The organism is Sorangium sp. So ce1504 (genome assembly GCF_051521635.1).
GTDB classification, from domain to species: Bacteria; Myxococcota_A; Polyangia; order Polyangiales; family Polyangiaceae; genus Sorangium; species Sorangium cellulosum_B.
Map to the genome: position 1 here is coordinate 6,791,403 of NZ_CP150365.1, position 15,093 is coordinate 6,806,495.

Here is a 15,093-nt window from a genome sequence, read left to right on the forward strand (position 1 = left end):
GGGCGCGAGGCGCCCGGGGAGGAAGCGCGCGGCCTACCCGCGCGCGGCCGGTCATGCGTCGTCCCGTCGGAGTCGGAGAATCGAGGAACATGAAGGTCTCAGTTCGGTACACCGCGCTATCGCTCGCGCTGCTCGCAGGCCCCATCGCCCATGCGCGGGAGCGCCCGAACTACGACGCATACTTCAAGGCTCCACCCGCGCCGCCCGTCCGCGCGGCGCGCCGCGCGCGCGTCATCGACGTCGACGAGCGCGCGCCGGGCGCCGTCGTGGCGTCGATCGATCCGCAGCGCGGGGTGCCGACCTTCGTGTGGGCGACGTCCCCGGGCCACCGGCCGCCGGCCGGGACCCACGCGACGCCCGAGGCCGCGGCCCGGTGGTACGTGCAGCGGTACGCGCGCCTCTACGGTCTTCCGCAGGCCGCGCTCGATACGGCCGTGGTGCGCCACGTCCATGACACCGGGCGCGGCGGCATCGTCGTAACGCTGGGCCAGGACGTCGACGGGATCCCGGTCTTCCGGAGCGGGCTCAAGGTGCTCATGAAGCGCGACCTCGGGCTCGTCGCCCTCGCGGGCAACCTCCACGCGTCGGCCGTCCCCCTGGCGCCCGGCGCCGCCTCGCCGGCGGCCGGCTCGCTCCGCGGCCGGGCGTTCTCCGGCTCGCCGGCGCAGGCGGTCGTCCGCGCCCTGCGCGACGCGCACCGCATCGACATCAAGACGGCCGACCTCCGCGAGCTCGGCGAGGCGAAGGGCGGGTATCGGCTCTTCGACATCGCGGACACCGATCACGCGCGCCAGCGCGCCGGGAGCCTGCGCTTCACGCAGCCGGCGCGGGTCAGGAAGGTGCTCTTTCCGCTGCCCGACCGGCTCGTCGCCGGCTACTTCGTCGAGCTCGTCTCGGGCGACGCCGGCGGCACGAGCTCCGCGGCGTACGCCTGGGTGTTCGGGGCCAGCGACGGGCAGATGCTCTCCCGGGAGAACCTCTCCCACGCCGCGTTCGATTACCGGGTCTGGGCGGAGGAAGGGGGCGATCACAGGCCGCTCGACGGCCCCCTCGCGGATCTCTCGCCGCACCCGACCGGGCGGCCCGACGGCCAGGTCCCTCGGTTCGTCGCGCCGAGCCTCATCTCCATCGATGGCTTCAACACGAACCTCGACGGCGGGGCCGATCCGTGGCTCCCGGCCGACGCGACCTCGACCCGCGGCAACAACGTCGACGCCTACGCGGACCACAACGCGCCCGACGGGTTCTCCAGCGGCGATACGCGCGCGGCGCTCTCGGGGCCGGGCTCGTTCGACTATATCTATGACCCGCTCGCCGAGCCGCTCGCCACGCCCGAGCAGACCATGGCGGCCGTCACCCAGATCTTCTACGTCACGAACTGGCTCCATGACTGGTATTACGACTCCGGCTTCACCGAAGCCGCGGGCAACGCCCAGCGCGACAACCTCGGTCGGGGCGGCCTGGGCGGCGATCCGCTCCTCGCGGAGGCGCAGGACGACGCGACCGGCGGCAGCCGCGACAACGCGAACATGGACGCGACGTACGACGGCGCGTCGCCCCGGATGCAGATGTACCTGTGGTCCGGGCCGGATCAGCGCTCGCTGAGCGTCACGCCGCAGAACGCCAGCTACGCGTCGAACACCGCCCTGTTCGGGCCCCAGCGCTACGAGGTGACCGGCGAGCTCGCCCTCGCCCAGGACGGCGCCGAGCCCCGCGGCGACGCATGCGGGCCGATCACGAGCGACGTGGCCGGCAAGATCGCCCTCGTCGACCGGGGCGGGTGCACCTTCGGCGAGAAGGCGCAGAGCGCGCAGGCGGCGGGCGCCATCGGCGTGATCATCGCCAACAACCGCGAGAGCGACGGGGCCCCGCGGCTGTCCGGCGAGGCCCCCGAGGTGACGACCCCCGCCCAGAGCGTCTCGCACGAGGACGGCAGCGCGCTCAAGGCGGCGCTCGCCGCCTCGGACGCGCCGCTCACGGTCACCATGACCCGCGAGCCCGGCGTCGAGCGCGACGGAACGATCGACAACAGCATCGTGGCGCACGAGTGGGGCCATTACATCCACCTCCGTCAGGTCGCGTGCGGCACGAAGATGTGCGGCGCGCAGAGCGAGGGGTGGGGCGACTTCATCGCCCTGCACATGGCGCTGCGCGACGGCGACGACCTCGACGGCGCCTTCCCGCTCTCGAGCTACGGGAGCGCGGCGCTCGGCGACAGCTACTTCGGCATCCGCCGCGCCCCCTACTCCGTCGACTTCACGAGGAACGGGCTGACGTTCAAGCACATCTCGGAGGGCGCCCGCCTCCCCGACCACCCGCTCAACTCGTCGTTCTCCGACAACTCCGAGGAGCACAACGCGGGAGAGGTCTGGGCGAGCATGCTGTTCGAGGCCTACGTCGGGCTGATCCGGCACGGCAGCGGCCTGACCCCGCCGCGCGCGTTCGAGCAGACCCGGCGGCGGATGAGCGATTACGTGGTGGCCGGCATGCAGCTCGCGCCGGTGAGCCCGACGTACACAGAGCAGCGCGACGCCCTCCTCGCCGCCGCGCTCGCCAGCGATCAGGGCGACTTCCTCGCGCTGGCGGAGGCGTTCGCCCGGCGCGGCGCCGGCACGTGCGCCGTGTCCCCGCGCGCCGACTCGCACGATTTCTCCGGCGTCGTGGAGAGCTTCAGCGTCCAGCCCGAGATCTCGCTGGTCCGGGCGGAGCTCGACGACAGCGCCGGCTCCTGCGACCGCGACGGGCTGCTCGACGCGGAGGAGTCCGGCACGATCGCGATCGAGATCGTCAATCGCGGCGCGGCGCCCCTGACCGGGGCGGTGGCGTCCATCGAGGTGCCTTCCGCCGGGGTGACGTTCCCGGACGGCGCGCGCGCGTCGTTCGGCGACATCGCGCCGTTCGCGACCGGGACCGCGACCGTGGCGGTGAAGCTCGACCGGACCGTGGCGCCCGCCGAGGACCTCGAGCTCAGCCTGACGCTGAAGAGCGCCGCGGCGTGCACGCCGGTGCGGGTCCAGGCCCTGGTGCGCCGCGTGAACTTCGACGAGCTGCCGGGGTCCTCGGCGGTCGACGACGTGGAGGCGCAGAGCACGACCTGGCGCGTCGAGGGGCTCTCCAGCGAGCTCGTCTGGTCGCGCGCCGAGGGGACCGCGCCGAACCGCGTGTGGCGCGGCGTCAACCTCGGGAGCGTGTCCGACACGGCGCTGGTGTCGCCGGCCCTGGAGGTCAGCGAGTCCGAGCGCTTCGTGCTGACGTTCGCGCACCGGCACCAGTTCGAGACGAGCGACGAGACGTTCTGGGACGGCGCGGTGGTCGAGATCAGCGCCGATGGCGGCGCGACATGGCGGGACATCGGGAGTCGCGCGCAGCCCGGCTACAGCGGGAGGGTCACCGTCGAGTCGGGCAATCCGCTGGGCAGGCGGAGGGCCTTCGTCGGCCAGAGCCCCTCGTGGCCCGAGGTCGACCACGTGGCGATCGACCTGGGGACCGCGTTCGCCGGGAAGACGGTGCAGGTGCGGTTCCGCGTCGGCACGGACGCGGCCGCGGGCGACGCCGGCTGGGAGCTCGACGACATCGGGTTCGCGGGCCTGAAGAACAAGCCGTTCGCGACGGTGGTCGAGGACACCGCCTCCTGCCAGGGCGGGCCCGTGGCCGACGCGGGGGCGGATCAGGCGGTCGCGCTCGGCGAGCTCGTGACGCTCGACGCCTCGGGGAGCTCGGACCCCGAGGAGGACGCGCTGACGTTCTCCTGGGTGCAGACGGCGGGGCCCGCGGTCGAGCTGACCGGCGAGGGCGCGCGGGCGACCTTCGTGGCGCCCGAGGTCGCCGCGGCGACGACCCTGGCGTTCGAGGTGACGGTCAGCGACGGGATCCTGGAGGCGAGCGACCAGGTCAGCGTCGTGGTCGATCCGGCGAAGGAGCAGCGGGTCGAGGGATGCGGATGCGCGATCCCGGGGGGAGCGCCGCGCGAGCCGCTGAGCGCGCTCGGGGCCGCCGCGGCGCTCGCGGCGCTCGCGGTTCGGCGGCGGCGCAGCGGTGGGGCTGGGTGAGCCGTGAGCCCGCGGACCGCGGATGGATAACGCGGATAACATGTGAGGTGGAATATTCACCCATTGACGCCCGCGGCCTGGTCCCCCAGGGTGGCCGCTCAGCATGGGATTCAGCAACGCTCCGCCCGCCCTGCCCGTCGTGCCGGCCGATCAGGCGCTTGAACGCCTGATCGAGGGCAACCGGCGCTTCGTGGACAACATCCGCGGCGAGCACGTCGTGATGGGGCAGCGGGCGCGGGCCGCGCTCGTGGACGGGCAGCAGCCCTTCGCCATCATCCTCAGCTGCTCGGACTCGCGGGCGCCGGCGGAGCTCATCTTCGACCAGGGGCTCGGGGACCTGTTCGTCATCCGGGTCGCGGGCAACGTGGTGGCGCCCTCGCTCGTGGGCAGCGTGGAGTTCGCCGCCGCCGCCTTCGGGACCCGCCTTGCCGTGGTGATGGGCCACTCGCGTTGCGGCGCCATCGACGCCACGCTGAGCGAGCTGCTCCACGAGGACAACGGCGGCCCCCTCACCGACAACATCCGCGATATCGTCGAGCGCTGCCGAGCTCCCGTCGAGACGGTGGTGAGCGCCGCCGGCCGCCACGCCGACAGGAACTTTCTCCTGCGCGAGGCGATGCGCGCCAACGTGCGCAACTCGTGCGATCACCTCCGGCACGGCAGCCGGCTTCTCGAGCGGCTGTGCACCGAGGAAGGCATGCTGATCGTGGGCGCCGAGTACGCCCTCGAGACCGGCAAGGTGACGTTCCTTCCGCGCGTGTGACGAGCTGCGGCGTTTCGTGCGCCTCACTCGCCTGCCTGGCGGCTGAGCCCGTATCCCACGAATCTGCACCCCCGCGCTAGCGATCCGAGATCAGGATTTGGCGCGGCTCCGGCGCAGGACGAGCGGGAGCGACTCGAACCCGAGCGGCATCATCGCCCGCGTCTGCCGCAGCGGAGGCACCTCGCCGGGCGTGATGGACTCATAGCAGTCGAGGAGCGCGTTCAGGGCGATGCGCGCCTCCATCCGCGCCAGCGCCGCGCCGATGCAGAAATGGGTCCCCTGCCCGAACGCCAGGTGCTCCACCGGAGGCCGGTCGAGCCGGAACGCGTCCGGCTCCTCGAAGACGGCGGGATCGCGGTTCGCCGCGCCGAACACGACGTCGACCAGGTGCCCGGCCGGTATCATCACGCCGCTCACGTCCACCGGCCGCGTGGCGACGCGCAAGAGGCGCTGCACCGGGCTCGAATGGCGCAGCGTCTCCTCGATGATCGGCTCCACCAGACTCCGATCCTGCTGCGCGCGCCGGTAGAGCTCGGGCCGCTCGGACAGGAGGTGCGCCATGTTGCCGATGAGGTTCGTCGTGGTGTCGTTGCCGGCGACGAGCAGGCCGACGCAGAAGCCGACCGCCTCGGGCGTGTCGAGGCGCGCGCCGTCGATCTCGGCCTCGACCAGCGCCGAGATGAGATCGCCTGACGGCGCGCGCCGTCGCGCCTCGAGCTCCGCCGCGAAGAAGTCGACCATCGCCTTACCGCGGCTCGCGCGCTCCTCCGCCGGTATACCGCTGTAGGACATCACGGACTCGGACCAGCTCCGAAATTGCACATAGCGCTCCGCCGGGATACCGAGCAGGGTGGCGATCACCATCATCGGCAGGGGCATCGCGTAGGCGCCCATGACGTCTGACGGCCCGTCGCCCGTCGCTTCGAGCAGCGAGGCGGCGAGGCGGCCAATCCACGGCTCGAGCTCTGCGATGCGCCGCGGCGTGAACGAACGGCTGACGAGCCTGCGGAGGTGGGTGTGCCGGGGCGGATCGTCGTGCAGCAGCGTGATCCGCGGCAGAACACGGATCTTGTCCGTGACGTTCGACGAGAACGTCTGGGGATCCCGCAGCGCGGCGAGCACCTCCGCGTGGCGCAGGAGCGCGTAGGCACGGATTGGCTCGCCGAGGCCCGCCGCGCCGCCCGCGGGCACGCGCGCATAGAGCACCGGAGATCGCCCGCGCAGCCCGTGGTACGCGGGGTAAGGATCGGCTATCACCGAAGGCGCGGAGAGGTCGATCTGCTCGGGCGAGGGGCGCGGGGCGGTCTCGGTTTCCATGTCAAGCTCAGAGCGGCGCAGCCGCGCTGCCGGACAGCACATCCAAGCGGTTCGTGGAAGTCAAGTCCTTTCCCCTGGCGTCACGACAGCATAGGTGTGACCCCATGGAACACCGGGCGGCGTCCGCTCGATCACCGTCATGAGGAGCGCAGTCTTCGCATCTCGTCCGAACCCCCTCGCCTCGCGGCGTTCCGGGCCGAACGGATTGAACAGCATCCTGGACACCGATCACGATCACACATCGGGAATGGCCTTAGCGCGAGTTCCGGATCTACCCGGCCTCAGCCGGAGATGTGCGGCTTGTAATCTCGCAATGCAAGCTGGAACCCTCGCTGGGATCGAAGCGTTTGCACATCTCCGGGCGCTCGTCATCGCGCTCGCGGGTCCTGAGAGGGGTGAGTCTGCTGGCGCCGATTCTTGGTCAAATACATGCACGATCCACGGCCCCTACGAACGAAGTGAGCACAGGTAGGAGGCCTGAATCGGGCTTGGGGGAGGGCAACGTTCGTCATGACACAGCATTACATGAGTTCACGCGACACGTGGGAGGCAGCCTATCTCTACTCCCCCGAGGCGCTGTTCGTAGCGAATGTCGACGGCACGCTGTCGCACTTTAGCGAGTCATTCGGCCACACGGTCGGGCACGCGGCCACGCCGGGGACGGCGTTCTTCCAGCTCTTCCACGACGACGACCGGGAGGCGGCCCGGGCGAAGTGGTCCGGGCTTCTGGAGGCGACCGGGGCCGTCGAGCTCCGCGGGCGGGTGATGACGGCCGGAAACGTGTATGCGTCCTTCTCCTGCGTGCTGCGCAGAGCGCCGCACGGCCAGGCGGTCTACGGCTCGCTGCACGCGACGTCCGGCGCCGACGATCACCCCGCCCCCGAGCCCGGGAAGGGAGAGGCCGCGGACATGCTCCGCGCCCTCTCCGAGAACCTCCCCGTCATCGTCTGGTCGTGCGACGCGGAGGGGGTCATCACCCGCCACGACGGGAGGGGGCTCGCGGGGCTCGGCCTCAAGCGGGGGCAGCTCGTCGGGACGAACGTCTTCGACGTCTATGCCAGCGCCCCCGAAGGTACGGAGAACGTGAGGCGGGCGCTCCGCGGGTCTCCCATCCATTCGATGAGCCACGTCCCCGCCAACAATTCGTTCTGGGAGAACTGGATGGTGCCGATCCAGAGTCCGCTCGGGAGCGTGGAGTCCGTGATCGGGCTCTCGCTCGATGTCTCCGAGGCGAAGAGAGCGGAAGAGGAGCTCCGGCTACGGCTGTTGCAGATCCAGAAGCAGCAGGAGGTCATCGGCAAGCTCTCGACGCCCATCATCCAGGTCTGGGACGGGGTGGTCGCGCTGCCCATGGTCGGTGTCGTCGACAGCGTGAGGACCGCCGACGTCATGCAGAATTTGCTCGACGAGATCGTCCGCACCAACGCGCGGTATGCCATCCTGGATCTCACGGGCGTCGAGATGGTGGACACGCAGGTCGCGAATCACCTGATCAAGCTCGTGAACGCCATCCGGCTCCTCGGCGCGGACGGGATCATCTGCGGCATCAGGCCATCGGTCGCGCAGACGATCGTCGAGCTGGGCCTCGATCTGAACAGCATGGTGACGCGGTCGAACCTGCGGGCTGGAATCATGTTCTGCATCAACCAGATGCGCCAGCTCGCGTCGACGTCGGCGACGAACGGCTCCTCGGGCCGCTGACCCGCGGCCCCTCCCCTTCTGCTCGCGCGGCTCGCGCGGCGCCGGCGTCCGGCATCGTCGATCCGGGAAGCACCGCCAGCACCCCCGGCGGCGCGCGCGTTCGAGTTCGTGACGACGACGAGACAGGCGCCGCAGGCGCGGCCTACGCGAGAACGAGGTTCATCATGCTCTCCCTGGGTCGAACCGACCAAGATAGCTTCCCCACCGCGGCCGGAGAGCTGCCGGTGATCGGTCACCTGCCCGTCCTCTACCGGGACGCCGTCGGCCTGCTGCGGCGCAGCAGGAGCGCGCTGGGTCCGCTCTTCTGGGTCAACCTCGGGTTCGCGCAACGCCGGCTCTTCTATGTCGGAGCCGACGCCATCGATCTCCTGCGCGCGCCCGAGGTGGTCATGGACCATCCGGAGCACCTGAAGGGGATCGTGGGCCGCTCGATGGCTGCGCAGGACGGGCCGCCGCACCGGCACATGCGCTCGGCCATCAACCCCTCGTTCTCCCCTCAGGGGTTCGCCAAGGAGGCCTCCGCCACCATCGCCTCCGCGTTCGCTGCGAAGATCGATGCCTGGCTCCAGCAAGAGAGCTTCGCGGTCCATCCCGCCATGCGGGATCTGACCCTCGAGATCATTTTTCGAATCTGCGGGGTCCCGACAGAGGATGTGCACGCCTGGAGCCGAGCCTATCGCGAGCTGTTCCTGGGTGTTTACCCGATCCCGGGTCGTCTGCCAGGCATGCCCGCGTACCGCTCGGATCGTGCGCGCGCCTGGATAGACGACCGCCTGCGGAAGCTCCTCGCGCTCGCTCGCGGGGGCGGCGCCGCGGGTTCCCTCGTCGAGATGCTCTCGAAGGCTCGCGACGACGAGGGCGTCCCCCTGTCGGACCAAGACATCGTCGACAACCTTCGCGCGATCTTGCTCGCCGGGCACGAGACCAGCGCCTCCATCCTGGCCTGGATCGTCATCGTCCTGTCGCGCCGGAGCGAGGTGTGGAGCGCGCTCTGCGACGAACACGCGGCCGCGCCGGACGCGTCCGTGCCCATGTCCGCGAGAGAGGCCGACCGGTTCCCCGTCGCCAACGCCGTCTTCCGGGAAGTCCTGCGGATGTACACGCCGGTCTGGTTCATCTTCCGGACGGTCACCGAGACGATCACGCTGAACGGTAGACGCGTCCCTCGAAATACGCCGCTGGCCCTCAGCCCCGCGCAATTCGGCTATGATCCATCGCTGTTCCCGGACGCCGATCGCTTCGATCTGAACCGCTGGAGAGATCGCTCGAGCCCGCCGGGTCCGCTGGAGCTGGCCGCGTTCGGCGGGGGGCCGCACTTCTGTCTTGGATACAATGTCGCTTGCATCGAGGCGCTCCAGCTTCAGTTCATCCTCGTCCGGGCGTTGCGCCGCGCCGGGCTCGTTCCACACTTGGAGGGCGCTTCACCGAAGCACGTGTACTTCCCGACCGGGCATCCGACGGCCGCGACACGGGTCGCCTTTCGTCGGTGCTGAACGGGCAAAGCTCGAGCGCCCCAGCGCATCGAGCCATCGACCGCGATCTCCGACGGGACGACGCCGCTCACCATCAACACGGTCGCCGGCGGCAGCCGGTCCTCACCGGGTGGATCAGCACATGAACACCTCGCCGCATTCGAGTCCTTCCGATCACGCTCTGGCCGTTCTTCGCGAGCTCGTGGCGGAGCTCGGGCGAGGCGGGGGTCTCGTCAGCCCGTCGGTGTACGACACCGCCACCGTGCTGATGTTCGATGTCTTTCCCGATGCCAGGGCGAGCATCATCCCATGGCTCCTGGATCAGCAGCGGTCGGATGGGGGCTGGGGGCTCTCGTCGGTCCCACGCGCGCGCGATCTCCCGACGCTGGCGTCGCTCGTGGCCCTCCATCCCTACCGCGAGCTCATGCCGCAGGTACGCCGCGCCTGCGAGGGGGGCCTTGCGTTCCTGCGCAACCAGGCAGCACATTGGGGGACGTCCTTGCCGGACGACATCCCTGTCGGGCTGGAGCTGCTCATGCCCAGGCTCCTCGACCGGGCCTCCTCGCTCGGCCTCGGCGTCGATTGGGGCCCGTACAGGGCGCTCCTTGCGCTCGGCGAGCGGCGCCGGGCCTTGATCGGCAAGGCCCGGCCGGCGGCCGGCAGCGCGGCGTCGCACTCGTGGGAGGGCTGGGGGAGCGGCCCCTCGCCCGACCTCCTCGACGCGAGCGGCGGCGTCGGGCACAGCCCCGCGGCCACGGCCGCCTGGCTTCACGCATCCCGGGACAAGGTCGGCCTCGCGGCCGCACGAGCGGCGGCGCGCGAGTACCTGCTTCGAGCGAGCGACGCGACCGAGGTCGGGATCCCCGGCGTCGTCCCCACGGTGTGGCCCATCCGTCGATTCGAGCAGGCCTGGGTCCTGTATGCGCTGCGGGCCTTCGATCTCCTCGACCATCCCCGGCTGGGCGACGTGGCGCGGCCGCAGCTGCTCGACCTCGGCGCCGCGCTTCGCCCCGAGGGCATCGGCATGAGCGACGCGTTCACGCAGGACGGCGACATCACCTCGACGGTCATCGCCACCTTGGGAGAGCTCGCGGCGCCCCGCGCCATCGAGACGCTGCGGCGCTTCGAGCGAGGCGGGATGTTCATCACGTACGCGAACGAGCTGCAACCCTCGCTCACGACCAATGCACACGCGATGCACGCCCTCGCGTCCCGCGGGGAGAAGGCGTCGGAGCCGGCGCGGTACCTCCTCGAGCGCCAGCAGCCGGACGGGCGGTGGGTTGGCGACAAATGGCACAGCTCCTGGCTTTACACGACCAGCCAGGTCATCCTGGCCCTCTCGCACGAGGGGCAGCTGCCCGCCGTGAAGCGCGGCATGGAGGCGCTGCTGCGCGCCCAGCGCGGCGATGGCGGCTGGGGAGCCGGCGGCGCGCCCACCGCGGCAGAGACGGCGTACGCCGTGCTCGCGCTCCGCGCCGCCCGAAGGAACCGCGAGCTCGAATCGATGGCGCGGGGCGCCTGGCGACGGGGGCGCGACTGGCTGATATCGAACCATGACATCGGCGCCGGCCAGGAAGATCTCCGCTGGATCGGCAAGGAGCTGTATTGCCCGGCGCGGGTGGACCGCGCGTGGGTCCTCGGCGCGCTCCTCGTGTCGCAACCGTCATGGGAAAGCTAGACGATCTGATGGAAAGGACGTGGCAGAGCCACGTCTTCGGCGATTCCTACCCGACCGCCGTCGGCCGTCGCGCGCTCTCCGAGAGGATGCGCTCCGTGCACGCGTGTTTTCTCGAGAGGTTCCGCCCGATCGTCCAGGGCGCCTTACCCGACCTCGATCCGGAGCACATCGAGCGCGTCGTGCGCCAGATCGGCCCCAAGGCGACCGCGTTCTGCGCCGCGATCGCGATCGAAATCGAGGAGATCGAGCGCCTCGCCGAGGTCTCCATCGTATTTGGGCTCCTGTTCCTGTTCGATGGCCTGATGGATGACGGGGACCTGGCGATGGTGGTCGCGACGCACCGGTTCATCGAGGTTCACGCGCCGCGCCTGCACGTTCCCGCGTCGAGCGACGCGAAACAGCTGGCGTCCGCCGTCCTCCGGCGCGAGCTCGACGCGGCCAGGGCGCCGCGCCCCGATCCTGCCCTCGTCGCGGCGCGCGCTCGACCTCTGGCGGAGGTGGCGCGCCTGCTGCGTCGCCTGAGCTCTCCCGAGGACGCGGGCGCGCTCATCGAGTCGCCTGTCGCCGGCTTTCTGAGCCATGGTTCCGCCATGCGGCAGCTCAGCCAGCGTTATCTCGAGCGCGAAGAGGGTGCGTTCTGGGACGACCACGCCGGCGATTTCGTCGCGCATGCGATCGGGAGCATTCAAACGGCCGGAACGGTCGCCGTCGTCTACAGCCTCTACCGGAGCGCGAGCCCCGAGCTCCCCACGACAGCACAGGTGCTGGCCTCCCCGGCGGTCAGGCGCGTGTGCGAGCGGTTCGCCGACGCGGCTTCGCGCGTCTTCGACGACGTGGGAGATCAGGACGTCGATCGGCGCTCGGGCCCCCGCGGCCGGTTCGATCTCAACCTCTTCAACCATCCGAACCGGAGGCTCGTCGAGGCCACCCTGCGGTTCGTCGGCGTCGATGACGAGGACGTCATCGCGGCGACGCTGCGCGACCTCGCCGCCGACGACAGCGCCGGGGATGGCCGCGTCGTCGAGCGATTCGTCGACGTCGTGCGCGGCGGCGTGGCGAGCTTGCCGGCGGAGTGCTGGCGCGACGCGGGCGTGTTCCTGATGCTCCTCAAGAGGATCATCGAGTCGGGATACGTGAACACGCTGGGCGACGCTGCGCTCGCGGAGTGACGCGGTGGCGCCGGGCGCGCCGCCCGGCGGAGCGTCGCCTGCCCAGGGGGCGCTCAGGCGAGCGCCTTCGCCATCGCGGCGATGCGCTCGGCGCCGGCGGGGCTGAGCTCGCCGAGCGCGCGGACGAAGTTCGGGTGGGTCATGCCCGAGCCGAGGAACGTCCAGCGGTAAGAGCGCTGCTGCGCCTCGAAGATCTCGGCCTTCTCGGCCTCGGCGAGGGGGCGGCCGGCGGCGCGCTCCAGGGCCTCGATGTCGAGCCTGGCCTGCGCGGCGAGGCCGCCGTCGAGCATCGTGCCGATGGATACGTAGTCGTCGAAGGCCCGGGCGATGCCCTCCGGCCCGGCCTCGCGGGCGAGCTTGGCGACGAGCAGCGTGTCGAGCTTGGCGTGCTGGGCCTCCTCCATCCAGTGGTGGCGGAGCAGGCTCGAGAACTGTGGGTCGAGGCCCTCGGCGTCACCCTCCTTGACGCTGTCGAGGTAGTGGCGCTGCGTCATCCACTCGAGGTGCAGGGTCACCATCGCGACGCCGAGCGCGCCGTGCTTCAGGATCGCCGCCGCGACGTCCTTCGCGGGGCCGATGGCCCCGCACTCCGCGCCGAAGCCGCGCGCGAACTCCGCAGAGAACCGGCGGAAGAGGTGGATATGCTTCGCCTCCTCCTCGGCGAACGTGACGAGCGCGCGCACCTCGACCGCGTCGGCGCCGTGGACCGCGGAGCGCGCCTGATCGAGCACGAACGGCAGGATGAACTCCTCCACGAAGCCAAAGAGGTAAAGATAGCTGTTGCCGCGGATCTGGTTGAGCAGGAGCTTCTCCCGCGCGCTCAGACAGCGGATCGACGCCGTGCCCGCGAGCGACTCGGGCAGGAAGGGCTTGGAGAAGTCGAGCTGCTTGTCACCGCCGATGATGTCCTCGACGCGCCAGGTGATCTTGTGCGAATCCGCCAGGGTCGCCTCGTAGGTGTAGCTATGCGTGAGCATGATCCTCCCTTTCCTGGTCGAGCCGCTCGGCGTCGCGCGACGCGAAGCGGAACGAGAGCACACGAGCGCTCGCCAGACGTCAAGGCGCGCCGGCGTCGACGTGCGCGCGACCGTCAACCGCATCCCGCTCCATGTGGTCAATCCGCTCCTCCGATCCCGGCAACGGGAGGCCCTTGGATCAAGGAGGAGGCGGCGGTGGATCCTGCTCCGGGCGCGCCTGCCGCGGGGCCCACAGCGGGTAGTCGACGCCGGCGAGGCGATTGATGAGGATGGCCTGGAGCGTGAGCAGGACAACCCCGCCGAGGAGCACGAGGAGCATCGGAGGCCGGGACAGGATGCCCAGCGAGACGATGAGCGTCGTCGCGCCCGCGGGAGGGTGTGGCGCGCGGGCGAGCACCATGAGGCCGGCCGTGAGCCCCAGCGAGAGCGCCGCGGCGATGGCGCGCGGGAGGGTCACCCCGGTCGCGGTCGCCGGACCTGCGTGCGTGAGCCCGGTGATGAGCAGGCTCATGTACGCGACCGCGATGCCGATGCTGTGCCCAACGATGGTGGTGCGCGGCGCGGCCGACGCCGCCGTGGGAGTGTAAAAGAACAGGAAGGCCGTTGGCCCGAGCGACGGAAAGACGAAGGGCGACTTCGTCACCACGGCGAGGGCCGCCATCAGGCCGATACTCACGAACCCGTTCACGCAGCTGAAGACCGCGAGCACCGGTATCTTGGAGTAGCGCTGGAGGAGCCACGGGAGCCTGAGGCGCGTGAAGATGCCGCGCACCACGTCCGTCATCTCGCCGCCGAGCGGGTGCCGCGGCGAGATCGGGCCGTAACCGCGCCCGTTTCCCCACGGCTCCACCGCGGGGGTCGATTGCCTGTCTCTCTCTGTCATCCTTCGTTCCTCGCGAGCGCGCCGCGCCTCCACGCGGCGCGCGCCCGCTTCCGCGGCTGCACGCTCGCCGGCGGGCGCCACGGCCAGCTCACCACGATTCTACCCCGGGCTCCGCGAGATGGATCGGGGATCTCGCCCGACGCGCTCGGGCCCGCCGGCAGCGCGCCTGCGCGCGGAGCTCGGGACCGATGGCGCGGCCTGTCGAGCGATCGCCACGACCCCTTCACGCTCGAGACGACCGTCCACGCTGGTCGGTGACCGCGCCTCCCTGGGCAGGATCAGAACTTCTCCACCGACGGGCGCACGTCGATCTCGTGGGTCCAGGCGCTCGGCGCCTGGGCGTGGAGCTGGAAGTAGGTCTCTGCCAGCGCCTCCGGCGATAGCAGGGTGGCGGCCGTTCTCCCGGGCACCATCGCGCGCACCCGCGGGGTGTCGATCAGCCCGTCGATGACGACGTGCGCCACGTGGATGCCGCGCGGGCCGAGCTCGCGCGCGAGCGACTGCGCGACGGCGCGCAGGCCGAACTTGCCGACGGCGAGGGACGCGAAGCGGGCTCCGCCGCGGAGCGAGGCGGTGGCGCCCGTGAAGAGGATCGTCCCCCGGCCGCGCTCGAGCATGCCGGGCAGCGCCGCCTGCGCGCTCACGAAACCGCCGAGGCAGCTGATCTTCCAGTCGTCCTCGAGCTCTCGCGGCGTGAGCTCCAGCGCGCCGGCCACGCGGAAGGCGCTGGCGTTGTAGATGAGCACCTCGACCGGCCCGAGCGACGCCTCCACGCGCGCGAAGGCCGCGGCGACGGAGGCCGCGTCGGTGGCGTCCCCCGGGACGCTCAAGGCGCGCCCTCCGGCTCCCTCGATCTCCCGCTGCACCGCCTCGCACGCGGCGGCCGTCCGGGCCATGAGGCCGACGGAGAACCCCTCGCGCGCGAAGCGCCTCGACACCGCGGCCCCGAGTCCGGGGCCGACGCCGACGACGACCGCTGCCTTGTTCGAGCTCATGAACGCACACCCTCCCGCCGGCCCTCGCGCCGGCGAACCGCGGCAGCGTATAGCCTGTCCTGGCCCGCGCGAACGACACATGCCGGCCG

10 protein-coding genes are annotated in these 15,093 nt (G+C 71.0%); 6 read left to right on the forward strand and 4 right to left on the reverse strand.

Annotated features, from left to right (window positions below):
- Window positions 1–89 precede the first annotated feature (89 nt).
- Both WMF39_RS25370 and WMF39_RS25375 read left to right on the forward strand, forming a co-directional pair.
- Complete coding sequence (locus WMF39_RS25370) at window positions 90–4,049, forward strand: M36 family metallopeptidase (protein ID WP_437739058.1); 3,960 nt, start codon at window positions 90–92, stop codon at window positions 4,047–4,049.
- A 103-nt stretch (window positions 4,050–4,152) separates the two neighbouring features.
- Window positions 4,153–4,812: a carbonic anhydrase gene (locus WMF39_RS25375; RefSeq protein ID WP_437739059.1), complete on the forward strand. Its 660-nt coding sequence runs from the start codon at window positions 4,153–4,155 to the stop codon at window positions 4,810–4,812.
- Window positions 4,813–4,902: 90 nt separating this feature from the next.
- On the opposite strand, the gene WMF39_RS25380 is transcribed toward WMF39_RS25375, so the two are convergent.
- Complete coding sequence (locus WMF39_RS25380; RefSeq protein WP_437739060.1) at window positions 4,903–6,129, reverse strand: cytochrome P450; 1,227 nt, start codon at window positions 6,127–6,129, stop codon at window positions 4,903–4,905.
- A gap of 525 nt (window positions 6,130–6,654) precedes the next feature.
- On the opposite strand from WMF39_RS25380, the gene WMF39_RS25385 reads away from it, so the two are divergent.
- The 4 genes from WMF39_RS25385 (at window position 6,655) to WMF39_RS25400 (ending at window position 12,149) form a co-directional block, all read left to right on the forward strand.
- Window positions 6,655–7,830, forward strand: a complete 1,176-nt coding sequence (locus WMF39_RS25385; protein ID WP_437739061.1) for a PAS domain S-box protein — start codon at window positions 6,655–6,657, stop codon at window positions 7,828–7,830.
- Between the two features lie 164 nt (window positions 7,831–7,994).
- Window positions 7,995–9,323: a cytochrome P450 gene (locus WMF39_RS25390; protein ID WP_437739062.1), complete on the forward strand. Its 1,329-nt coding sequence runs from the start codon at window positions 7,995–7,997 to the stop codon at window positions 9,321–9,323.
- Between the two features lie 121 nt (window positions 9,324–9,444).
- The gene (locus WMF39_RS25395) at window positions 9,445–10,980 is read left to right on the forward strand and encodes a hypothetical protein (protein ID WP_437739063.1); all 1,536 of its coding nucleotides are present in this window, start codon (window positions 9,445–9,447) and stop codon (window positions 10,978–10,980) included.
- A complete protein-coding gene (locus WMF39_RS25400; RefSeq protein WP_437739064.1) occupies window positions 10,968–12,149 on the forward strand; it encodes a hypothetical protein in 1,182 nt (393 codons plus the stop codon). The genes WMF39_RS25395 and WMF39_RS25400 overlap by 13 nt, the downstream gene beginning before the upstream one ends.
- Window positions 12,150–12,202: 53 nt before the next feature.
- Here WMF39_RS25400 and WMF39_RS25405 read toward each other — a convergent pair whose 3' ends face one another.
- The 3 genes from WMF39_RS25405 to WMF39_RS25415 form a co-directional block, all read right to left on the reverse strand.
- Window positions 12,203–13,126: a hypothetical protein gene (locus WMF39_RS25405; RefSeq protein ID WP_437739065.1), complete on the reverse strand. Its 924-nt coding sequence runs from the start codon at window positions 13,124–13,126 to the stop codon at window positions 12,203–12,205.
- 178 nt (window positions 13,127–13,304) lie between these two features.
- Window positions 13,305–14,009 (reverse strand): HPP family protein, encoded by a 705-nt coding sequence (locus WMF39_RS25410; RefSeq protein WP_437739066.1) that lies wholly within the window; start codon window positions 14,007–14,009, stop codon window positions 13,305–13,307.
- 278 nt (window positions 14,010–14,287) lie between these two features.
- Window positions 14,288–15,004, reverse strand: a complete 717-nt coding sequence (locus WMF39_RS25415; protein WP_437739067.1) for an SDR family NAD(P)-dependent oxidoreductase — start codon at window positions 15,002–15,004, stop codon at window positions 14,288–14,290.
- Between the last annotated feature and the right edge of the window lie 89 nt (window positions 15,005–15,093).